Origin of the sequence: Roseomonas sp. BN140053, assembly GCF_047690175.1 — a bacterium.
In the GTDB taxonomy this organism is placed as follows: Bacteria; Pseudomonadota; Alphaproteobacteria; order Acetobacterales; family Acetobacteraceae; genus Roseomonas.
In genome coordinates, this window is sequence record NZ_JBLLEB010000020.1 from 1 (window position 1) to 19,836 (window position 19,836).

20 protein-coding genes are annotated in these 19,836 nt (G+C 72.9%); 10 read left to right on the forward strand and 10 right to left on the reverse strand.

Annotated elements, in window-relative coordinates; translation table 11 throughout:
- Window positions 1-247: 247 nt before the first annotated feature.
- Window positions 248-1,153 (reverse strand): dienelactone hydrolase family protein, encoded by a 906-nt coding sequence (locus tag ACLIBK_RS16820; protein WP_415388441.1) that lies wholly within the window; start codon window positions 1,151-1,153, stop codon window positions 248-250.
- 264 nt (window positions 1,154-1,417) lie between these two features.
- On the opposite strand from ACLIBK_RS16820, the gene ACLIBK_RS16825 reads away from it, so the two are divergent.
- The 8 genes from ACLIBK_RS16825 to ACLIBK_RS16860 are packed head-to-tail and all read left to right on the forward strand — an operon-like array spanning window position 1,418 to window position 8,022.
- Complete coding sequence (locus tag ACLIBK_RS16825) at window positions 1,418-1,879, forward strand: (2Fe-2S)-binding protein (protein WP_415388442.1); 462 nt, start codon at window positions 1,418-1,420, stop codon at window positions 1,877-1,879.
- 16 nt (window positions 1,880-1,895) lie between these two features.
- Window positions 1,896-4,097: a molybdopterin cofactor-binding domain-containing protein gene (locus ACLIBK_RS16830; protein WP_415388443.1), complete on the forward strand. Its 2,202-nt coding sequence runs from the start codon at window positions 1,896-1,898 to the stop codon at window positions 4,095-4,097.
- Window positions 4,098-4,131: 34 nt separating this feature from the next.
- Window positions 4,132-4,611 carry a sulfur oxidation c-type cytochrome SoxX gene (soxX, locus tag ACLIBK_RS16835; RefSeq protein WP_415388444.1) on the forward strand — a complete coding sequence of 160 codons (480 nt, stop codon included), beginning with the start codon at window positions 4,132-4,134 and terminating at the stop codon, window positions 4,609-4,611.
- A gap of 5 nt (window positions 4,612-4,616) precedes the next feature.
- Window positions 4,617-5,159, forward strand: a complete 543-nt coding sequence (locus ACLIBK_RS16840; RefSeq protein WP_415388445.1) for a thiosulfate oxidation carrier protein SoxY — start codon at window positions 4,617-4,619, stop codon at window positions 5,157-5,159.
- A gap of 7 nt (window positions 5,160-5,166) precedes the next feature.
- Entirely contained in the window at window positions 5,167-5,490 is a 324-nt protein-coding gene (locus tag ACLIBK_RS16845; RefSeq protein ID WP_415388446.1) for a thiosulfate oxidation carrier complex protein SoxZ, read from the forward strand.
- Window positions 5,487-6,299 carry a sulfur oxidation c-type cytochrome SoxA gene (gene soxA, locus ACLIBK_RS16850; protein ID WP_415388447.1) on the forward strand — a complete coding sequence of 271 codons (813 nt, stop codon included), beginning with the start codon at window positions 5,487-5,489 and terminating at the stop codon, window positions 6,297-6,299. Before ACLIBK_RS16845 ends, soxA begins: the two co-directional genes overlap by 4 nt.
- 30 nt (window positions 6,300-6,329) lie before the next feature.
- A complete protein-coding gene (locus tag ACLIBK_RS16855) occupies window positions 6,330-6,743 on the forward strand; it encodes a c-type cytochrome (RefSeq protein ID WP_415388448.1) in 414 nt (137 codons plus the stop codon).
- Between the two features lies 1 nt (window position 6,744).
- Window positions 6,745-8,022, forward strand: a complete 1,278-nt coding sequence (locus ACLIBK_RS16860) for an FCSD flavin-binding domain-containing protein (RefSeq protein ID WP_415388449.1) — start codon at window positions 6,745-6,747, stop codon at window positions 8,020-8,022.
- Between the two features lie 118 nt (window positions 8,023-8,140).
- Here ACLIBK_RS16860 and ACLIBK_RS16865 read toward each other — a convergent pair whose 3' ends face one another.
- From ACLIBK_RS16865 to ACLIBK_RS16895, 7 genes are all read right to left on the reverse strand, one after another.
- Window positions 8,141-9,568: a replication-associated recombination protein A gene (locus ACLIBK_RS16865; protein WP_415388450.1), complete on the reverse strand. Its 1,428-nt coding sequence runs from the start codon at window positions 9,566-9,568 to the stop codon at window positions 8,141-8,143.
- 112 nt (window positions 9,569-9,680) lie between these two features.
- Entirely contained in the window at window positions 9,681-10,769 is a 1,089-nt protein-coding gene (locus ACLIBK_RS16870) for a Rieske 2Fe-2S domain-containing protein (protein ID WP_415388451.1), read from the reverse strand.
- A 116-nt stretch (window positions 10,770-10,885) separates the two neighbouring features.
- A complete protein-coding gene (locus ACLIBK_RS16875; RefSeq protein ID WP_415388452.1) occupies window positions 10,886-12,076 on the reverse strand; it encodes an ABC transporter substrate-binding protein in 1,191 nt (396 codons plus the stop codon).
- A 66-nt stretch (window positions 12,077-12,142) separates the two neighbouring features.
- The gene (locus tag ACLIBK_RS16880; protein ID WP_415388453.1) at window positions 12,143-12,913 is read right to left on the reverse strand and encodes an SDR family NAD(P)-dependent oxidoreductase; all 771 of its coding nucleotides are present in this window, start codon (window positions 12,911-12,913) and stop codon (window positions 12,143-12,145) included.
- 268 nt (window positions 12,914-13,181) lie between these two features.
- Window positions 13,182-13,307 carry a hypothetical protein gene (locus ACLIBK_RS16885; protein ID WP_415388454.1) on the reverse strand — a complete coding sequence of 42 codons (126 nt, stop codon included), beginning with the start codon at window positions 13,305-13,307 and terminating at the stop codon, window positions 13,182-13,184.
- Window positions 13,304-14,146 carry a molybdenum cofactor guanylyltransferase MobA gene (mobA, locus tag ACLIBK_RS16890; protein WP_415388455.1) on the reverse strand — a complete coding sequence of 281 codons (843 nt, stop codon included), beginning with the start codon at window positions 14,144-14,146 and terminating at the stop codon, window positions 13,304-13,306. Before mobA ends, ACLIBK_RS16885 begins: the two co-directional genes overlap by 4 nt.
- The gene (locus ACLIBK_RS16895) at window positions 14,136-15,038 is read right to left on the reverse strand and encodes a formate dehydrogenase accessory sulfurtransferase FdhD (protein WP_415388456.1); all 903 of its coding nucleotides are present in this window, start codon (window positions 15,036-15,038) and stop codon (window positions 14,136-14,138) included. Before ACLIBK_RS16895 ends, mobA begins: the two co-directional genes overlap by 11 nt.
- A gap of 395 nt (window positions 15,039-15,433) precedes the next feature.
- On the opposite strand from ACLIBK_RS16895, the gene ACLIBK_RS16900 reads away from it, so the two are divergent.
- Both ACLIBK_RS16900 and ACLIBK_RS16905 read left to right on the forward strand, forming a co-directional pair.
- A complete protein-coding gene (locus ACLIBK_RS16900) occupies window positions 15,434-15,952 on the forward strand; it encodes a LysM and BON domain-containing protein (RefSeq protein WP_415388457.1) in 519 nt (172 codons plus the stop codon).
- Window positions 15,953-16,191: 239 nt separating this feature from the next.
- The gene (locus tag ACLIBK_RS16905) at window positions 16,192-17,733 is read left to right on the forward strand and encodes an acetolactate synthase large subunit (RefSeq protein ID WP_415388458.1); all 1,542 of its coding nucleotides are present in this window, start codon (window positions 16,192-16,194) and stop codon (window positions 17,731-17,733) included.
- A 296-nt stretch (window positions 17,734-18,029) separates the two neighbouring features.
- Here ACLIBK_RS16905 and ACLIBK_RS16910 read toward each other — a convergent pair whose 3' ends face one another.
- Both ACLIBK_RS16910 and ACLIBK_RS16915 read right to left on the reverse strand, forming a co-directional pair.
- Window positions 18,030-18,344, reverse strand: coding sequence for a hypothetical protein (locus tag ACLIBK_RS16910; protein WP_415388459.1), 315 nt, complete (start codon window positions 18,342-18,344; stop codon window positions 18,030-18,032).
- A 217-nt stretch (window positions 18,345-18,561) separates the two neighbouring features.
- Complete coding sequence (locus tag ACLIBK_RS16915; RefSeq protein WP_415388460.1) at window positions 18,562-19,440, reverse strand: manganese catalase family protein; 879 nt, start codon at window positions 19,438-19,440, stop codon at window positions 18,562-18,564.
- Window positions 19,441-19,836 lie beyond the last annotated feature (396 nt).

A 19,836-nucleotide genomic window follows, 5' to 3' on the forward strand; every position in this document is an offset into this window, starting at 1 on the left:
TCCGGCCTCTACCGCCGCGATCACTCGGCCACGCAGGTCCTCCGACAAGGTCTTCGCCATCGCCGCTGGCCTCCAACCCCAGCCAGCAGCTTGAATCAGATTGCCCCCGAGCCGGGCAAGCCCACTGATTCGGTTCGCTCGGAATCTGCTCTAGCGTGCCGTTCCGGGCATTCTTGCAGCCCGTGAAAAGGGAGCGCTGCCCGGGGCAGCCGCAACGCTGCCCGGGGCGGCCAGGGTGCCCCGCCGTTCAGGCGAGGTGCTGCCGGAAATGCGCCAGCGTCCGGTTCCAGGCCAGCGTCGCCGCCGCGTCCTGGTAGCGCGGCGTGGAGTTGTTGTGGAAGCCGTGCTGCGTGCCGGGATACAGGTGCATCGCGTAGGGCGTCCCGGTGACCCGCAGCGCGGCCTCGAAGGCCGGCCACAGCGCGTTGATGCGCTCGTCGTGCTCGGCGTAGTGGATCAGCAGCGGCGACCGGATGGCGGCCACCGCGGCGGTTTCCGGTGCCGCGCCGTAGAACGGCGCCGCGGCCGCGACCTGCGCGCCGAGGCTGGCGGCCAGGGCATTGGTCGTGGTGCCGCCCCAGCAGAAGCCAGTGACGCCGAGCTTGCCGGAGGAGAGCGGGTGCGCCCGCAGGTGCAGCGCGCCGTTGCGCATGTCGGTGCGCAGCTTGTTCTGGTCCAGCCGCGCCTGCAGATCGCGCCCGTCATCGTCGTTGCCGGGATAGCCGCCCACCGGCGAAAGGCCGTCCGGCGCCAGGGCCAGGAAGCCTTCGGCTGCCAGGCGGCGCGCGACGTCCTCGATATAGGGGTTCAGGCCACGGTTCTCGTGGATCACCAGCACGGCGGGAAAGGGCCCGGGGCGGTTGGGATGCACGAGGTAGCCGCGCATCGTGCCGGAGGTGCCGCCGGGCGAGGGGTAGTCGACGTAGCGCGCCTTGATGCGCTCGTCGGTGAAGGACACGGTCTGTGCCTGGGCGTAGCGGGGCAGCAGCGCCTGCGCCATGGCCAGCCCGCCGACCGTCACCGCCGCGGCCTGCTGCAGGAAGCTGCGGCGGTCGAGGCGGCCGTGGCAGTACTCGTCGTAAAGGTCGAAGACTCGCTGGTCGATCTCGCCCTGCGTCAGGGCGGGCGCGGGGGTGGCGTGCGTGTCCGGCATCGGGCGGTCCCTCGTTGCGTTTGGGCGCGCCGTCCGGCGCGAGGTTCCCTGCCCGGGCCGGGCAGGACCCGCGGCGGGACGCGCGTGCCGGCGGCAGCCTAGCCCGGCGCCGTCGCGGCCGGCATCCCCCTCCCGCCGGGGCGGGGCGCGCCCGCCGGCCCGGGGTGCGCGGGCGGAAATGGAGGTTGTGGAGGCGGTGCTTGTGGAGCGATACTTGGGAACAACGGATGGGTCCCGCGCCGTCCGACGGGAGATAAAACAACCATGCCCAGGCTCAACGTGAACGGACGGGTGGTCGACGTGAATGCCGACCCGGATACCCCCCTGCTCTGGGCCCTGCGCGAGCATGTCGGCCTGACCGGCACCAAGTACGGCTGCGGCATCGCCCAGTGTGGCGCCTGCACGGTGCACGTGGACGGCCAGGTCACGCGGTCCTGCGTCATGCCGATCTCGAGCTTCGACGAGAACCAGAAGATCGTCACCATCGAGGGCCTGTCGCCGGACGGCAACCACCCGCTGCAGGTGGCGTGGCGGGCGCTGGACGTGCCGCAATGCGGTTATTGCCAGTCCGGGATGCTGATGGCCGCCGCCGCGCTGCTGGCCGAGAAGCCGCGCCCCACCGACGAGGACATCAACGCGGCGATCACCAACATCTGCCGCTGCGGCACCTACAACCGCGTCCGTGCCGGCATCCACCAGGCCGCCGGCCAGGGCATGACGGGTTGAGGGGGAGCATCGCGCCATGACCACCACCCTCGAGACCACCCGCCCGTCCCGCCGCAGCATGCTCAAGGGCGCGGCCGCAGCCGTGCTGCTGGGCTTCCACCTGCCCGGCAAGGGCGCCCTGGCCCAGGGCGCGCCCGCCGCGCCGGGTGCCGCGGCCGGCGCCGTGCCGGAAGTGAATGCCTGGGTGGTGATCCACCCCGACGACCGCGTGGTGCTGCGCATGGCGCGCACCGAGATGGGGCAGGGCACGCGCACCGGCCTCGCCCAGCTCTTTGCCGAGGAGCTGGGCTGCGACTGGAGCAAGCTCAGCACGGAATACGTCACGCCCGGCCAGAGCCTGGCGCGCAACCGCGCCTGGGGTCCCTTCCTGACCGCCGGCAGCCAGGGCATCCGGCAGAGCCAGGAGATCGTCCGCCGCGGCGGCGCGGCCGCGCGCACCATGCTGGTGCAGGCGGCGGCGACGCGCTGGGGCGTGCCGGCCGGCGAATGCTCGGTGCGGGACAGCGTGATCACCCATGCCGGCTCCGGGCGCACGCTGCGCTTCGGCGAGGTCGCGGCGGAAGCCGCGCGGGTGACGCCGCCCACCGAGGTGCGGCTCAAGGAGCCCGGGGAATGGCGGGTGATCGGCCAGCCGCTGCCGCGGCTCGACACCGCCGACAAGACCACGGGCAAGCAGGTCTACGGTTCCGACCTCCGGATGCCCGGGATGCTGGTGGCAGTGCCCAGGCGCTGCCCGGTGTTCGGCGGACGCGTGCGCTCCTTCGACGCGGCGGCCGTGTCCGGCATGCCGGGGGTGAAGCACGTCCTGCAGGTGGGCGAGAGCGCGGTGGCGGTGGTGGCCGACACCTTCTGGCAGGCCAAGACGGCGCTGGACGCGCTGCCGGTGGACTGGGACATGGGGGAGAACGCGCGCGCCTCCTCCGCCACCATCGCGGCGATGCTGGACGAGGGGCTGGCGGCGCCGGAAGCCTTTATCGGCAACCAGAACGGCGACGCCCGGGCGGCCATCGCCGGCGCGGCGCGGAAGGTGGAGGCGACCTACTCCTACCCCTTCCAGAACCACGCGCCGATGGAGCCGATGAACGCCACGGTGCTGTGGACGGCCACGCGCTGCGACGTGTGGTGCCCGACGCAGAACGGCGAGGCGGCGCTGGTCGCCGCGGCCGAGGCGGCGGGGCTGCCGCAGACTTCCTGCGACGTGCATCGCGTGGACCTCGGCGGCGGCTTCGGCCGGCGCACCACGCATGACTGGCTGACCGACGCGGTGCTGATCGCCAAGCAGCTGCCGGGCGTGCCGGTGAAGACCCAGTGGACGCGCGAGGAGGACATGGTGCAGGGGCGCTACCACCCCATCACCAAGTGCCGCCTGACCGCCGCGCTCGATGCCAACAACGAGGTCACCGGGCTGCACATGCGCATCTCCGGGCAGTCCATCCTGGCCTACGTGTTTCCGGGCGGGCTGCAGAACGGGCGCGACCCCACCACCTTCCAGGGGCTGAACGCCGGCGGGGCGGAAGGGGCCTTCGGCTACACCTTCCCCAACCTGCTGATCGACCACGCGATGCGCAACACGCACGTGCCCCCGCATTTCTGGCGCGGCGTGAACAACAACCAGAACGCCATCTACCTCGAGTGCTTCATCGACGAGGTGGCGGTGGCGACGAACCAGGACCCGCTGGCGCTGCGCCGCAAGCTGATGGCCAACCACCCCAAGCACCTGGCGGTGCTGAACGCGGTGGCCGAGCGCGCCGGCTGGGGCACGCCGACGCCACCGGGCGTGTTTCGCGGCATCGCGCAGCAGATGGGCTTCGGCAGCTACGTCGCGGCGGTGGCGGAGGTGTCCGTCAACCCGGCGGGTGAGCTGCGCATCCACCGCATCGTCGCCGGCACCGACCCCGGCCATGCCGTCAACCCGCGGCAGATCGCCATGCAGATCGAGGGCTCCTTCGCCTACGGGCTCTCGGCCGCGCTCTACGGCGAGTGCACGGTAAAGGACGGCGCCATCGAGCAGACCAACTTCGACACCTACAACGTCATGCGCATCGACGAGATGCCCCAGGTGGAAACGGTGGTGGTGCCCTCCGGCGGCTTCTGGGGCGGCGTGGGCGAACCCACCATCATGGTGGCGGCGCCGGCGGTGCTGAACGCCATCTTCGCGGCCACGGGCAAGCGCGTCCGCGACCTGCCGCTGAAGAACAACGACCTCCGCCGCGCCTAGGCGCGGCGGGCGCGGGCGGGCGGGCTGGCGGATCGTGCCGGCCGCCCTGCTCGCCCTGCCGGCGGTCCTGTCCGCGTTGCCGGCGGTGCTGTTTGCCGTGCCGCCGGCGCTGTCTGCCGCACCGGCGGCGGGGCGGGTCGCGCCCTTCGCCGTGACGGGCGACAGCATCGAGGCGCCGCTGGATGGCCTCCTGGGCGACCCGGCGCGGGGGGAAGCGGTGGTGCGCAGCCGGGAGGGGGCGAATTGCCTGATCTGCCATTCCATTCCCAACACGGCCGAGCGCTTCATGGGCGAGGTCGGGCCGCCGCTGGCGGGCGTGGGGGAGCGGCTGAGCCCGGGGCAGCTGCGGCTGCGGCTGGTGGACTCCACCTTGGTGAACCCGGATTCCGCCATGCCGCCGTATCATCGGGTGGAAGGGCTGCTGCGGGTGGACCCGCGCTTCCGCGGCCGGCCGGTGCTGACGGCGCAGGAGATCGAGGACGTGGTGGCCTATCTGGCGGGGTTGCGGGAATGAGGGCGATGGGTGGATGGAAGCGGCGCGCCGTGCTGGCGGCGCCGCTGCTGGCGGCGCTGCCACGCGCCGGTGCGGCGCAGGGGGCGGGTTCCGGCGCGGCCGCGCCGATTGGGGCCGGGGCGGCGGGCGCGAACCCGGCCGCCGCGCCGGCGGCGGACACCCCGCCCACCGCGCCCCCGACCGAGAGCTTCGCCGAGGCCGAGCGCGCCATCCTGGCGGGGCGCACCCCGCTGGCCGAGGGCATCACGCTGGGCCTGCAGACCCTGTCGGAGAACGGCAACTCCGTGGACATCTCGGTCAAGGTGGACAGCCCCGCCACCGCCGCGGACCACGTCACCGCGATCCACATCCTGTCGGAAAAGAACCCCTATCCGCGCGTGGCCAGCTTCGCGCTGACGCCGCGCGCCGGCCGGGCGGAGGTGGCGACGCGCATGCGGCTGGCCACCAGCCAGACGGTGCTGGTGCTGGCGGAAACCAGCCGCGGCGCGATGCACCGCGCCAGCCGCGACGTGATCGTCGTGCTCGGCGCCTGCGTGGAAACGGGCTGAGCGCGCCATGGCCGAGATCACCGCCCGCATCACGCTGCCCCCCACCGCCCGGCGCGGCGAGGTGGTGACGGTGCGCGTGCTCGTGCGCCACCCGATGGACCGCGAGATCAACGCGCCCGGGCTGACGCCGCTGCCGCGCCGCATCCTGCACACGCTGCGGGTGACCTATGGCGGGGAGGAAGTGTTCCGCATGGCGCTGTCGCCCGGCATCGCCGCCAACCCCTACCTGGAATTCACCACCGTCGCGACGGAAACCGGCGACATGGTGTTCGAATGGCTGGAGGATGGCGGGGCGGTGTTCCGGCGCGAGGCGCGGCTGGTCGTCGCGTGACGCGCGGGCGGCGGGCGCTGCGGGCGGCGCTTCCCGCCCTGGCGCTGCTGCTCGGCGGCGGTGCCCTGCTGGCCAGCGGGATGCTGGCGGAGGGCCAACTGCCGGGCGCAGGACCGGCGGCGGCAGCGGAGGTGCGGCCGACGCGCGACTTCCTGGCGCCCGAGCTGCGGGAAGGCCAGGAGGACCCGTCGCGCCATCCCGGCTGGCTCTGGGTGGAGGAGGGCGAGGCGCTGTGGAACCGCGGTGAGCGGAGCTGCGCCTCCTGCCACGGCGGCATCGCCTCCATGGCGGGGGTGTCCGCCCGCTACCCGGCGGTGGCTTCGGACGGCACGCTGCTGAACCTGGAAGGGCGCATCGAGCGCTGCCGGGCGGAGCACCAGGGGGAAGCGCCCTTCGGCTACGAGAGCGAGGCGCTGCTGTCCCTGACCGCGGCGGTGGCCGTGCGATCCCGCGGGATGCCGGTGGCGGTGGCGACCGACGGGCCGGCGGCGCCCTTCCTGGCGGAAGGCAAGCGGTTCTACGAAACGCGGCAGGGGCAGCTGAACCTGTCCTGCGGCCAGTGCCACGACGACAATGCGGGGCGGCGGCTGCGCGGCGACGTGATCTCCAACGGGTTGGGTACGGGCTACCCGGCCTATCGGCTGGAATGGGACACGATGGGGTCGCTGCACCGGCGGCTGCGCGCCTGCTCGCTGGGCGTGCGGGCGGAGCAGCTGCCGTTGGGGTCGCGGGAATACCTGACGCTGGAACTGTACCTCGCGAGCCGTGCCGAGGGCCTGCCGCTCGAAGCGCCGGGATTGCGGCGCTAGCGCCGCCGGGCCGAACAGGGGAGATCGCCGATGCGCCGCACCGCCGGAACCGCCGCCCCGTTGCGGGCCGCCCTGCTTCTCGCCGCTCTCGCGGCCGGGCTGGCCGGGCCCGCGCCGGCGCAGACCGCACCGCCGGGCGCACCCGCTGCGGCGCCGGGCGCCCCTGGGGCGGAGCAGGGGGCGCCCGTGGGCACGCAGGGCGTCCCCGTGGTCGCGCAGGGCGCGCCCTTGGTGGCGGAGGCCTGCCTGGGCTGCCACGGGCCGGGTGGCGCGGGGGGCAACGGCGTTCCCGCGCTGGCGGGGCGCAGCAAGGCGGAGCTGGTCGCGGCCATCGCCGCCTTTCGGGCCAATGAGCGTCCGGCGACCATCATGAACCGCATCGCCCGCGGCTATTCCGAGGCCGAGATGGCGGCGGCCCTCGACCACTTCGCCGGGGAGCACTGAGATGCCCAGGGATCTTCCGCGCCGCGGGCTGCTGGGCGCGGCGGCGGTTCTCGCCGCGCCCGCCGCGGTGCGGGCGCAGGGCAGCGCGCGGCTGCTGGTGGTGGGCGGCGGCTTCGGCGGCGCCTCAGCGGCGAATTTCGCGCGGCGCGCCTTTCCCCGGCTGGAGGTCACGCTGGTGGAGCCGCAGCCGCGCTTCATCACCTGCCCCTACGGCAACCGCGTGCTGGCGGGGGAACGGCAGATGGCGGACATCACGCACGGCTACGACGGCCTGCGCGCCCGCGGCGTGCGGGTGGTGCAGGACCGCGCGGCGGGGATCGACCCCGTGGCGCGGCAGGTGCGGCTGGGGGGCGGCGAGGTGCTGTCCTACGACCGGCTGATCCTGTCGCCCGGCATCGCCATCCGCTACGGCGCGCTGGAGGGCTACACCGAGGCGGCGGCGGAGCGGATGCCGCATGCCTGGATCGCCGGCGACGGCGCGCAGCTGACCCTGCTGCGCCGGCAGCTGGAGGAGATGCCCGATGGCGGCGTCGTGGGTCTGGCCATTCCCGCCAACCCGTTCCGCTGCCCGCCCGGCCCCTACGAGCGCATCAGCCTGATCGCGCAGTATCTCCGCCGCGCCAAGCCGCGTTCCAAGATCCTGGCGCTGGACGCCAAGGACGCGTTTTCCAAGCAGGCGCTGTTCCAGGACGCCTGGGCCGCGCTGTATCCCGGCATGATCGAGTGGGTGTCCGCCAGCAACGACGGCCGCGTGGTGCGCGTGGACCCGGCGGAGCGGGTGCTGGAAACCGAGTTCGGCACGCGCCACAAGGTGGACGTGGCCAACGTCATCCCGCCGCAATCGGCCGGGCGCATCGCGCTGGACAGCGGCTTGGCGGACAACACCGGCTGGGTACCGGTGAACAACCGCTCCTTCGAGGCGCGGGCGGCGGCGGGCATCCACGTCATCGGCGATGCCATCGTGTCGGGGCCGATGCCGAAATCCGGCTTCGTGGCCAATTCCACCGCCAAGCAGGCGGTGGCGAGCGCCGCGGCGGCGCTGGGCGGCGGCGCGCCGCCGGAGGCGGTGTACTTCAACACCTGCTACTCGCATGTCGGGGAAGACTACGGCATCTCCGTGGTCAACGTGTTCCGCCCCGATGCGGCGGGCACGGCGGTGGCGGAGGTGCCCAATTCCGGCGGCGTGTCGCCGCGCGGCGATCTGCCGGAACAGCGGCGGCTGGAAGCGCTCTACGCCGATGCCTGGTACGGCAGCATCACGCGCGACATGTTCGGCTGAGGGGAGAAGGCAAGCCGGGGGGAAGTATCCCCCCGGACCCCCTTCTATTTTCGGGAGTTTGCGGGTGCCTCAGAAGGCACCCGCAAACTCCCGAAAGAAGGAGGGGGCTCGGGGGAGTTCACTCCCCCGACCTTGCTTCCTCGTCCCGCGCCGCCCGCCGCGCCGCCCACCAGTCCAGCCGCTTGCCGATCTCGCGCTCATGCCCGCGCGGGTTGGGGCGGTACCAGGCGGCGTGCGGCGACAGCGCGTCCGGCAGGAAGCTGTTGGCGCCGTAGGCGTCGGGCTCGTCGTGGTCGTAGCGGTAGCCGTCGCCGTAGCCCATGGTCTTCATCATGCGCGTGTGGGCGTTCTGCACGTGCAGCGGCGGCGGGGTCTGCGGCGTGCGCTCGGCGGCGGCCGTGGCCTCGCCCCAGGCGGCGTAGGCGGCGTTGCTCTTGGGGGCGGTGGCGACGTAGGTGATGGCCTGGCCCAGGAACAGGCGGCCCTCCGGCCAGCCGACGCGCTCGAAGGCGTTCCAGGCGGTGACCGCCTGCACCAGCGCCTGCGGGTCGGCGGTGCCGACATCCTCGGCCGCGGCGCAGCACAGGCGACGGAACACCGTCTGCGCCAGTTCCGGCCCGAAGAGCAGCATGCGGGCGGCGTAGTACAGCGCGGCATCCGGGTCGCTGCCGCGCAGCGACTTGTGGAAGGCGCTGAGCAGCCCGTTGAGCTGGTTGCTGTCGGCGCGGGTGAAGGCGGCCTCGCTTTCCGTGAGCTGCCCGGCGCCGCGGCGGGTCAGCAGCGCCGACAGGGCGGCCGGGTCCAGCGGCGGCGCGTCGGGGGGAAGGGCCAGGAGCTGCTCGATCATGTTGAGCAGGTAGCGGCCGTCGCCGTCGGCCATGGCGGCCAGGGTGGCGCGGGCGGCCTCGTCCAGCGGCAGGGGGCGGCCGGTTTCCTCCTCGGCGCGGGCGATCAGCCGGTCCAGCGCGGCCTCGTCCAGCCGGCGCAGCACCATCACCTGGCAGCGGCTCAGCAACGCGCCGTTGAGGGCGAAGGAAGGATTTTCCGTGGTGGCGCCCACCAGCACCACCGTGCCGTCCTCCACCACCGGCAGGAAGCCGTCCTGCTGGGCGCGGTTGAAGCGATGGATCTCGTCCACGAAGAGCAGCGTGCCGGTGCCGCCCGCGCGCCGCGCCCGCGCTTCGTCGAAGGCGCGCTTGAGGTCGGCGACGCCGGAGAACACCGCCGAGAGCGGGGCGAAGCGCAGGCCCGCGGCCTCGGCCAGCAGGCGGGCGATCGTGGTCTTGCCCACCCCCGGCGGGCCCCACAGCACCAGCGAGGCCAGCGCGCCGCGGTCCAGCATCCGCCGCAACGCGCCAGCCTTCGCCCCTGGGGGGCCGAGCAGGTGGTCCTGGCCCACCACCTCCGCCAGGGTGCGCGGGCGGAGGCGTTCGGCCAGGGGCGTGTGGCCGGGGCGACGGGCGTCATCGGGGGGCGCGTCGCCGGGCGGTGGCGGGGCGGCGGGGCCGAACAGGTCGGGGGCGGCGTCGGCGCGCTTGGGCGGCATGGGGCGCAGACTAGCGCGGGTCGCGGGTCCGGGGCAGGGCCGGGGGCGGCCGTGCCGGGGGCCGGGTCACAGGCGCGGCGGCCGGGGTGGAACGTCCCGGCCGCCGCGGCCGTCAGGCGGCCTCGGGCAGCGGCGTTCCGGCGCGCTGCGGTGGCGGCAGCTCCGCCTCGATCATGCGGTCGATCAGGCGGCGCGCCCACATCGCGCCGGCGTCGATGTTGAGGTTGTAGAAGATGTGGTCGGGATGATCGTCGATCGCCTGCTGCTGGGCGGCGACGATCAGCTCGTCCTCGCGGAACACGTTGGTCACGCTGTTGCGCACGGCGGTGGTGATCGCCTGGTCGCCGAGGCGGAAGTCGCGCGCATTGGCCCAGAAGTAATGGCAGGTCCGGTCGGTTTCGGGGGTGATCGTGTTGATCACCCACATGCTGAAGCCCTTGCTGCGGTCACCCTGCGGCGCGCCGGTGCCGGTGGGGGCGACGCCCACGTCGATCGCCACCGTGTTGGGCGCCTGGAAGAAGATGTTCTGCCAGCGGTCCACCCGGCAGGGCTGCGTGATGCCCTGCGCCGCTTCCAGCAGCTGCGCCAGGAAGGGTGGCGGCTCGATGTCGATCATCCAGCGCGACACTTTGGCGATGCGCTCGCCATGGGTGACGTCGAAGGGGGCTTCGGCCACGGCATCGTTGCCGATGGAGGAGCCGTGGATGAAGGTCTCGTGCGTCAGGTCCATCAGGTTGTCGATCACCAGGCGGTAGTCGCACAACCCGTGGATGGTGCTGCCGTCGCCGGCCCAGCCCGGGTCCTGGTTCCAGTGCAGGTCGGGCACCAGCGCCGGATCGGCCAGCGCGGGGTCGCCCATCCAGAGCCAGACGAAGCGGTGCCGCTCCACGGCGGGAAAGCTGCGCACGGCCAGGGCGGCGGGAATGCTCTCGCCCGGCGGGGCGGACACGCAGCGGCCGGTGGCGTCGAAGCGCAGCCCGCCGCGGCCGCAGCCCAGCGTGTCGCCCTGCAGCGTGCCCATCGAGAGCGGCAGCCGCCGGTGCGGGCACAGGTCCTCCAGCGCGACGACCTGGCCGCCCGCCGCGGTGCGGAACATCACGACCTTGCGGTTGCAGATCGTGCGCGGCAGCAGGGCGTGCTTCATCTCCGCGTCCCAGGCGGCGGCGTACCACGCATTCAGCGGGAAGTTCGGCTTGGTCATGGTTCCTCCTGGTCGTTGCGGGCGGCGTGCCCGGGGGTTCGGTGGCCGCCGGTGGACCGGTTCGGCCGGGACGCCGGGAGGGCTGTTCCGGCGCCCCGGCGCTGCCGTGGGGCGTGCTATTTCGCGGGGTCGCGCACCATCGGGATGGTCTCGATCTCGACGTTGCGGTAGCGGCCGTCGACCTGCTCGACGCGGCGGATGTAGACGTTCTGCACGATGTCGCGGGTTTCGGCGTCGATCTCCACCGGGCCGCGCGGGCTTTCCCAGCGCAGGCCGCGGATGGCGGCCATCACCTCCGGCCCGCCGGTCTTGCCGCTGGTCTTTTCCAGTGCCTTGAAGATGACCGCCATGCCGTCATAGGCGCCCACCGCCGCCATGTTGGCGCGGACGCCGTTGCTGGCCCGCTCCACCGCCCGGGTAAAGGCGCGGGCCAGGTCGGAGTCATGCGCGTCCGACCAGTGGTAGGCGGAGATGACGCCCAGCGACACCGGCCCGATCTGGTCCATGATCTGGTCGTCCAGCACGTCCCCCGTGGCCAGCAGCCGGATGCCCGAGCGGTCCAGCCCGCGTTCCACGAACTGCCGCATCAGCGTAGTGCCGAGGCCGGAGGGCACGAAGATGAACAGCCCATCCGGCTTGGCATCCGCCGCCCGCTGCAGGAAGGGCGCGAAATCCGGGTTCTCCAGCGGCACGCGCAGCTTCTGCAGGATGCGGCCGCCGGCGCGCTCGTAGCCGTTGGCGAACCACTGTTCCGTGTCGATGCCCGGGCCGTAATCCGACACCAGCGTCACCACGCTTCCGGTGCCGTGCCGGGCCACCCATTCCCCGAAGGGCCCGGCCACCTGCGGCAGCGTCGTGGAGGTGCACGTCATGAAGGGCGAGGCGGCCAGGATCGAGGAGGTGCCGGCCAGCATCACGATCTGCGCCACCTTGGCGGAGTTGCTGATCGGCGCCACCGCCAGGGCGATCGGCGTCAGCCCCATGCCGGCCAGGAAGTCCACCTTGTCGTTGACCACCAGCTCCTGCGCGATGCGGCGGGACACGGCGGGCACGGCGCCGTCGTCGCGGATCACCAGCTCCACCTTGCGGCCGGCGACCGTGTCGCCGTGGTCCAGCATGTACTGCCGGGCGCCCGCGATCATCTGCGTGCCGACGGAGGCGAAGGTGCCGGTCAGCGGCGTGATCAGCGCGACCTTGACGGGCGCCGCCTGCGCGCGGGCGACCGTCGGGCCCGCGGCGGCGGCGGTCGCGGCGCCCAGCAGCGCGGCGAGCGGCCGCCGTCCGATGCGCGCTTCATCCTGGCCCATGGTTTTTTCCTCCCTGTTCCCGCTGTCGCGGCACCGGTTTTCCGGCGGTTCGGCGTGGCGCGAAGGCTAGCGGTGCACGCGCCCGCCATCCACCGCGATCGTCTGCCCGGTGATGAAGCCCGCGGCGGAGGAGGCCAGGAACATCACCGTATCCGCCAGGTCCTGCGGCGCGCTGTTACGCTTGAGGCATTGCAGGTCCAGCGAGCGGGCCAGGACCTCGGGGGTGATGCCGACGGCGCTGTTCTCGTGCTTGGTGGCGGCGGGCATGATGGCGTTGACCAGTATGCCGTGACGGCCCAGCTCGCGCGCCAGGCTGCGCGTCATGCCCACCAGCGCCGATTTCGAGGTGACGTAGTGCAGCAGGTTGGGCGCGCCGGAATCCACGGTGTTGGAGGAGATGTTGATGATGCGGCCCCAGCCGCGTTCCCGCATGGGCGGCAGCACGGCGCGGGCGCACAGGAAGGGGCCGGTGGTATTCACCGCCAGCACCGCATTCCATTCCTCCAGCGGGATGTCCTCGAAGGCGGTGTAGCGGAGGTTGGCGAAGAGGGCGGCGTTGTTGACCAGGATGTCGACCCGGCCGTGGCGCGCCACGGTTTCGGCCACCATGGCCTCCACCGAGCGCGGGTCGGACACGTCGGTGGGGATCGCCTCCGCCCGGCCGCCGGCGCACGCGATCTCCGCGGCCACGGCGGCGGCCTTGTCGGCGTCGCGCTCGGCGATGACGGGGATGGCGCCGAGTTCCGCGAAGCGAAGCGCAATGGCGCGGCCGATGCCCTGGCCGGCGCCGGTGACGATCGCGACGCGCCCGTCCAGGTCGAGAAAGCTTGCCGTCAAACCCGTTTCCTCCATGTGGCGGTCGAGGGGAAACGGGTGCTGGCGGCCGCAGGGGGCTGGCGAGGGTAGGGAAAAGGTCGGCGGAGCGCCCGCCGGGGATGCGCCAGGCCTGCGGGGGCGAAGCACCGGAAACGGCGCGCGTGTCGCGGCGCCGCGGCTCTTTTCCCCTTCAACACCTCCCGGCGGAAGCGTCGCCGGGCGACCCGGGGCTGTCAATCGGCGCGGGCATCCTCGCCGCCGCCGGCGCGGCGCCTCGGGCCGGGCAGCGTCAGGGACGCGCGCTGGGGGTGGTGTAGGCGTTCTCGGCGTCGCGCTGCAGCGTGCCGTCCAGCACGGCCCAGGCGCCGATCGCCAGCAGCACGGACAGTACGATACCCGTCAGGACTGACTTCATGCCGGCGGCGTCCCCGTTCCGTTGTGGCCGCCGGTGGTAGGGGCTGCGCCGGCATCCCGCAAGCGCGCCTCCGCCAGGGCGAGATCGTCCGGCGTGTTGGCGTTGAAGAAGGGGTCCAGCGGTGCCGCCGCCCAGTGCGCCGTGGCGCAGCCGTGCCCCGCGGTCCAGCGGTCGATCTTGCGTTCCCCGGCCAGGATCGCCGCGCGCAGGGCGCCGCGCAGGGACACCGGCCACAGCGCCACCGGCGGGTGCGTTTGCCCGTCCGAGGCGGCGCAGGCCAGCGGCACTCCCGCCGCCTGCCGCGCCCGGTGCAGCCGCGCCACGAGGTCGGCCGGCAGGAAGGGGCAATCCCCCGACACGGTGGCGACCCAGGAAAGGTCGGGCCGGTGCGCCGCGGCCCAATCCAGCCCCGCCAGCACGCCGGCCAGCGGGCCGGGATGGTCGGGCAGGTCGTCTGCCGCCACGGGCAGGTTCCAGGGGGCGAAGCGTGCCGGGTCGCCGTTGGCGTTCAGCAGCACCGCTGCCACCTGCGGCCGCAGGACGGCCAGCACGCGGTCCAGCAGGGTGGTGCCGCCGAGGCGGCGCAGCGGCTTGTCGCCGCCGCCCATGCGCCGCGCCAGGCCGCCGGCCAGCACCACGCCCAGGGTCCGATGCGCCAGCGCTGCTTCGTCCGGCGCGTCGCGCGCGGCGGCGTCGGGCGCGGTCGCGGCAATGCCGCACGCGAACGTGTCGGATGTCGCGGTATCCGGGGCCGCCGTGCCGGCCACCGCGCCGCAGGCCGAGGCGGCATGGGCAGGGTTGCCGGCCGCGGCGGCATCGGGCGGTGCGTCAGCCGGCATGGCCGGCCTCGTTCTCCGCGGCGTTCTTGCGCCAGTGCTTGGCGCTCTCCTCGGCGACATAGTGGAGGTCGGCGTCGAACACGATGCGCTCCTCGCCCGCCAGCGCCACGAAGCGGCGGCCCTTGCAGCGGCCCACGACGCAGAGCCCAGCCTCGCGCGCCAGCTCCACCCCCCAGGCGGTGAAGCCGGAGCGCGACACCAGCACGGGAATGCCCATGCGCACCGTCTTGATCACCATCTCCGAGGTCAGGCGCCCGGTGGTGTAGAAGATCTTGTCGCCTGCCGGCACGCCTTCGCGGAACATCCAGCCGGCGATCTTGTCCACCGCGTTGTGGCGGCCGACGTCTTCCATGTAGGCCAGGACTTGGTCTTCCCGGCACAGGGCGCAGCCGTGGATGGCACCGGCTTCCAGGTACAGCGTGGGCAGCGTGTTGATCCCGTGCAGCAGCCGGTACAGCCAGGAGGTCCGCAGCTCGGCCGGCGGCAGGCGGGCTTCGGCGAAACCCTCCATCAGGTCGCCGAAGGCGGTGCCCTGGGCGCAGCCGCTGGTCAGGGTCTTCTTGCGCAGCTTCTGCTCAAAGTCCGTGCGCCGCGCCGTGCGTACCACCACGACGCCGAGATCCTCGTCGTGCTCCACCGCCGTCACGGTGTCGTCGGGGCGCAGCATCGCCTGGTTCAGCAGGTAGCCGAGGGCCAAGTCCTCCGGCCGGTCGCCGATCGTCATCATGGTGACGATCTCCTGCCCGTTGAGGAACAGGGTCAGGGGGCGTTCCACCGTGACGCTGGCCTCGATGCGGGCGCCGGTCTGGTCCATCCCCGACACGCGCCTGGTCAGCCGCGGGTCGGCGGGGTCGGGGCGCACCAGCAGGCCGGGATGGTCGGGAAGGGTCATGCACCCGGCAGGGTGGGGACGGGCCGGGGCCGCCGCAAGGCGCTGCGGGGCTGCGCAGGCACCCGGCAGGGCGGGCGCGGTCCGAGGACGGAACGAAGGCCCGCCGGGCGCGGCAGGCGGGGGAAGCGCCTCCCCCGAATGGGGGAGCCGCTTTCGTTCCGCTGCCGGGGCGCGCGATGGGAGGCGGCGGGAAACCGCGCCGGAGTTCCTGCCGCATGCACGCACAGCGTAACGATCCGGCTTCGTCCGAGGCTCGGGCGCTGGAGCTTTGATACAGATGGTGGGCTTCCTGCTCCGCCGGGGCGGCTGAGGCGGGATCGTCCGGGCGGCGCGCCGGGCAACCGCGCGCCTGCGCGGGGCGTTGCCCCCACGACCCTTTCGCACGGAGATTTCCCTTGGGCCTCTTCTCGTTCCTGGAACACGTCGGCAACACGCTGGGCATCGGTGCCGCGGCGGCCGCCACCGCCCCCGACAGCAAATCCCTGGAAGCGGAACTGGACAAGCTCGGCCTGCCGCACACCGGCATCACGATCGAGGTGCAGGGCAACACGGTGAAGCTCAGCGGCCCGGCGCCGGCGCCCGATATCCGCGAGAAGATCGTGCTCGCCGTGGGCAACGTGCAGGGCATCGCCAAGGTGGACGACCAGATGCAGGCGGCGGGGCAGTCCACCGCCCAGACTGCCGATGCCGCCGGGCAGGCGATGGGCGGGCCGAGCGGCTCCGCCGCGTCGCAGGGGCCGGGCGGCAGCGTGTTCTACACGGTGCAGAAGGGCGACACCCTGTCGGCCATCTCCAAGGCGCAGTACGGCGACGCCAACAAGTACCAGCAGATCTTCGAGGCCAACCGGCCGATGCTGGAACATCCGGACAAGATCTACCCGGGCCAGGTGCTGCGCATTCCCCAGGCGGACTGACACGGCAGCGCGGGGAAGAGGGGATCGGTGCTCCCGTCCCCTTGAAGCGCCGCGCGCGGCGATAAGCAGGCAGGGGCCCCCATTGCCGCGGCGATGGGGGCCTTTGGCGCTTCCGTCACCTCCTGGGCGATCCCCGCGTGCAGGCCGGTTGGGCCGGGCCGCAGGGACGGCCACCGCACTTGCGACCGGCCCGCGGGCCGCGCAGTTTCGCCTCCGCGTTTGCGGAGGGAGTCCGAGCGGTGAACGGAGCCGAGAGTCTGGTGCATACCCTGCTGGCATCGGGGGTGGACACCTGCTTCAGCAACCCCGGCACCAGCGAGATGCATTTCGTTGCGGCCCTGGACCGCATCCCCGGGATGCGCTGCGTGCTGGGGCTGCAGGAAAACGTCGTCACCGGCATGGCCGATGGTTACTGGCGCATGGCGGAAAAGCCCGCCTGCACCCTGCTGCATTGCGGCCCCGGCCTGGCGAATGGCCTGGCCAACCTGCACAATGCCCGCCGTGCGCGGTCGGGCATCGTCAACATCGTGGGTGACCAGGCGACCTACCACCGCCCCTTCGACGCGCCGCTGACCGCCGATACCGAGGGCTGGGCGCGGCCCGTTTCCTCCTGGGTGCGCACCACCACGCGGGCCGCCGACGTCGGCGCCGACGCGGCGGTGGCGGTGCAGGCGGCGCGCACCGCGCCGGGCGGCATCGCCACGCTGGTGCTGCCCTCCGACGCGTCCTGGAATGACGGCGGCACGGTGGCCGCGGCGCTGCCGGTGCCGCCCTCCCCGCCGCTCGACCCGCAGGCGGTGAAGAACGCCGCGCGGGTGCTGCGCGAGGGCCGCCGGGTGCTGGTGCTGCTGGGCGGCCGGGCGCTGCGGGACGTGCCGCAGGCGCTGGCCTGGCGCGCCGCGCAGGTGGGGGATGCACGGCTGCTGGCGGAAGGCTCCAACGGGCGGGTGGCGCGCGGCCGCGGGCGCGTGCCGCTGGAGCGCGTGCCCTATGCCGCGGACGCGGCGATCGACGCGCTCAGGGATGTCGAGCACATCATCCTGGTCTGCGCCAAGGCGCCGGTGGGCTTCTTCGCCTATCCCGGCAAGCCCTCGATCCACTATCCCGCGACCGCCGCCGTGCACCTGCTGTGCCGCCCGGAACAGGACCCGGAGGAGGCGCTGCGCGCCTTGGTGGAGGAGCTCGCCGCCCCTGATGCGGCCATTCCCGACCCCGGCCCGCGCCCCGAGCCCGGCCGCGGTGCCCCCAGCCCGGAAGGCCTGGCGCGCACCGTCGCCGCGCTGCTGCCGGAGGGCGCAGTGGTGGTGGATGAGAGCATTTCCTACGGCCGCGGCTTCTTCCCCGAAACCCACGCCGCGGCGCCGCATGACTGGCTGGCCCTGACCGGCGGCGCCATCGGCTGCGGCATGCCCCTGGCCACGGGGGCCGCCATCGGCGCCGGCGACGGGCGGCGCGTGGTCAACCTCCAGGCCGATGGTTCGGCGATGTACACGGTGCAGGCGCTCTGGACCCAGGCGCGCGAAAGGTTGCCGGTCACCACGATCATCCTGAGCAACCGCAAATACGGCATCCTGCTGGGCGAATACCGCAACGTCGGCGCCAATCCCGGCCGCACCGCGATGGACATGCTCGACCTCGGCAACCCCGACCTGGACTGGCCGCGCATCGCCGGCGGCCTGGGCGTGGAGGCCGCCCGCGCCACCACGCTGGAAGAATGCGCCGACCTGCTGGCGCAGAGCCTGGCCCGGCCGGGGCCCTTCCTGATCGAGCTGATGATCTGAGGCGCAGCGCCGGCCGGGGCGTGCTTGGTCCGGCGGGAGGGGGGCGCTCCGGTGTGTTGGCCGTGGCCAAGGGGGCTCTGCCCCCTTGGATCCCCCGCGAGGAGCTTAGGCTCCTCGACCTCATGAGTGCCTCCGGCGGGGGCGGGCTCGGACAGCGTTAGACGGGTGGCCAACCTCGGCCATCCCGCCCCCGCTGGAGGCACTCACGTGGGGGCCGGGGAGTTTAAGCTCCCCGGCGGGGGTCCAGGGGGCGGCGCCCCCTGGCCGCAGTCAGTTCATTCGGGCGTCACCCAGCCCTACGGACCGCTCGGCTCCCAGGCCGGTGCCGGGTCGGTCCCGGCCGGTGGCACGGTGCAGGCCGGGCGGAGGATGCCACAATCCCAGCGCCAGCCGTCGCGGCGGCCGGTGATGCTGCCGCCGCGCTCGAAGCCGCACAGGCATTGGCGGCCGGCCAGGCAGGCGGACACGCCGTCGCGCGGGGCGTTGCACACGGGCATGGGCGGGACGCCCGGCGGAAAGGCGTCGCCCAGCCGCTCCAGCGCGGCATCGGCCCGCGCGACCCCCGGCAGCGGGAAGGAGAACAGCAGGAGCAGCGGGAACAGCCGGCGCATGCGCTAGCATGGCCGCGGCCGGATTAAGGGATCGCTGCCGAAAACGGCCAGAGCAGTGGCGACCCGGCGCGGGCATGTCGCACGGCACCGCGGCGGCACGGCGCCCTACGCGACGGCGCGGCAGCAACGGACGGCGCGGGGGATGGCGGCAGCCACCAGGCTGCCGCGATAAGCGCGAAAGCCCGGTCGTGCCGCGGCGCGACCCGGCGGGTACGGCTCAGATCTCGGTCATGCCCGAGGCACTCTTGCCGATCTGCTCGACCTGGGCGCCGCTGCCTTCGCGGGCCGGGCCGAGCACGGGAACCTGGCCGAGCGGCACGTTCTGCACCGCCGAGAAGGTGCCCTTGCCGTCGATCGAGGGACCCTGCGTCCAGCGGCCCTCGGGCGGCGAGGTGCCGTCCTTGGCGCTGCCGATATAGGCGTAGGAGAATTCCTGCTTTTCCAGGCTCTGGTCGAAGCTGTTGGGGATCGGCAGCGCGCCCTGCAGGCCGCCCAGCTCCTCCACCACCGCGTGCCACTGGTTCTGGTGCATGGTGTCGCGGGCGATCAGGAAGCTCAGCATGTCCTTCATGCCCGGGTCCTTGGCGGCGTTGTACAGCCGCACCGCCAGCAGCCGTCCCGTCGATTCCGCGGCGATGTTGCTGTACATGTCCGCCGCGAGGTTGCCGCTGGCGTAGATATGCGAGCAGTCGAAGGGCAGGCCGTCGGAATTGCCGGGAAAGGCGGCCAGGCCGGTGGAGAGCAGGTGCTTCTGCAGCATCCCTTCCACCACGTGCTTGGGCCGCTCGCCGCCCATCACCGCGTTGACCACCGGGCTCGCCGCGGCGGAGCTTTCCTGCAGCGACAGCGGCGCGTTTTCCAGGTTCAGCGCCACCGCAGTGGCCAGCATCTCGATGTGGCCGATCTCCTCCGTCGCAGTGTGCAGCAGCATGTCGCGGTACTTGGTGTTCGGCCCGCGCGCGCCCCAGGCCTGGAAGAAGTATTGCAGGCAGACGCGGATCTCGCCCTCGATGCCGCCGATGGCCTGTTGCAGCTGCCGGGCAAAGAGCGGGTCCGGCGTTTCCACGGTAACGGGGTACTGGAGCCGGGGGTCCATGAAATACATGAGATCGGGCCTCGCGGGTTGTGCACAGGCGAGCTGTGCCGTTGGGGAATCGTCCCAGTTCGCGTCGGATGCGGATGCATGGACCGGACGCGCGTCGCCGGGCGCGCTGGTAGCGGGTTCGGAGTGGAGGGGTTGCAGGGGTGCATCCCGCACAAGTTTGTTGAAACCGGCCGCGTTCACATGCAGCAGTTGGCACAAGCCCGCGAGCCCTGCGGAGCGCGTCCGGCCCGTGATCCGCCGCGTTGGAATCCGCATGTTCGTTGCTGGAACAGGAAACTTCGCATGGCGCCAGCGGCGGTCGTGCGGCGCTCTGCCGCGCGGCGCTCCGGTTACGGAGGGCTGGTGCTTCCCCACGTGAAGCAGCGGTTGCGGGGGGGGCTTCCCCGC

Excerpts from the sequence above, each read along its gene's own strand:
- ACLIBK_RS16820 (WP_415388441.1), bottom strand. The coding sequence starts at position 1,153 with ATGCCGGACACGCACGCCACCCCCGCGCCCGCCCTGACGCAGGGCGAG.
- ACLIBK_RS16825 (WP_415388442.1), top strand. The coding sequence starts at position 1,418 with ATGCCCAGGCTCAACGTGAACGGACGGGTGGTCGACGTGAATGCCGAC.
- ACLIBK_RS16830 (WP_415388443.1), top strand. The coding sequence starts at position 1,896 with ATGACCACCACCCTCGAGACCACCCGCCCGTCCCGCCGCAGCATGCTC.
- ACLIBK_RS16840 (WP_415388445.1), top strand. The coding sequence starts at position 4,617 with ATGGGTGGATGGAAGCGGCGCGCCGTGCTGGCGGCGCCGCTGCTGGCG.
- ACLIBK_RS16845 (WP_415388446.1), top strand. The coding sequence starts at position 5,167 with ATGGCCGAGATCACCGCCCGCATCACGCTGCCCCCCACCGCCCGGCGC.
- ACLIBK_RS16855 (WP_415388448.1), top strand. The coding sequence starts at position 6,330 with ATGCGCCGCACCGCCGGAACCGCCGCCCCGTTGCGGGCCGCCCTGCTT.
- ACLIBK_RS16860 (WP_415388449.1), top strand. The coding sequence starts at position 6,745 with ATGCCCAGGGATCTTCCGCGCCGCGGGCTGCTGGGCGCGGCGGCGGTT.
- ACLIBK_RS16865 (WP_415388450.1), bottom strand. The coding sequence starts at position 9,568 with ATGCCGCCCAAGCGCGCCGACGCCGCCCCCGACCTGTTCGGCCCCGCC.
- ACLIBK_RS16870 (WP_415388451.1), bottom strand. The coding sequence starts at position 10,769 with ATGACCAAGCCGAACTTCCCGCTGAATGCGTGGTACGCCGCCGCCTGG.
- ACLIBK_RS16875 (WP_415388452.1), bottom strand. The coding sequence starts at position 12,076 with ATGGGCCAGGATGAAGCGCGCATCGGACGGCGGCCGCTCGCCGCGCTG.
- ACLIBK_RS16885 (WP_415388454.1), bottom strand. The coding sequence starts at position 13,307 with ATGAAGTCAGTCCTGACGGGTATCGTACTGTCCGTGCTGCTGGCGATC.
- mobA (WP_415388455.1), bottom strand. The coding sequence starts at position 14,146 with ATGCCGGCTGACGCACCGCCCGATGCCGCCGCGGCCGGCAACCCTGCC.
- ACLIBK_RS16895 (WP_415388456.1), bottom strand. The coding sequence starts at position 15,038 with ATGACCCTTCCCGACCATCCCGGCCTGCTGGTGCGCCCCGACCCCGCC.
- ACLIBK_RS16910 (WP_415388459.1), bottom strand. The coding sequence starts at position 18,344 with ATGCGCCGGCTGTTCCCGCTGCTCCTGCTGTTCTCCTTCCCGCTGCCG.
- ACLIBK_RS16915 (WP_415388460.1), bottom strand. The coding sequence starts at position 19,440 with ATGGACCCCCGGCTCCAGTACCCCGTTACCGTGGAAACGCCGGACCCG.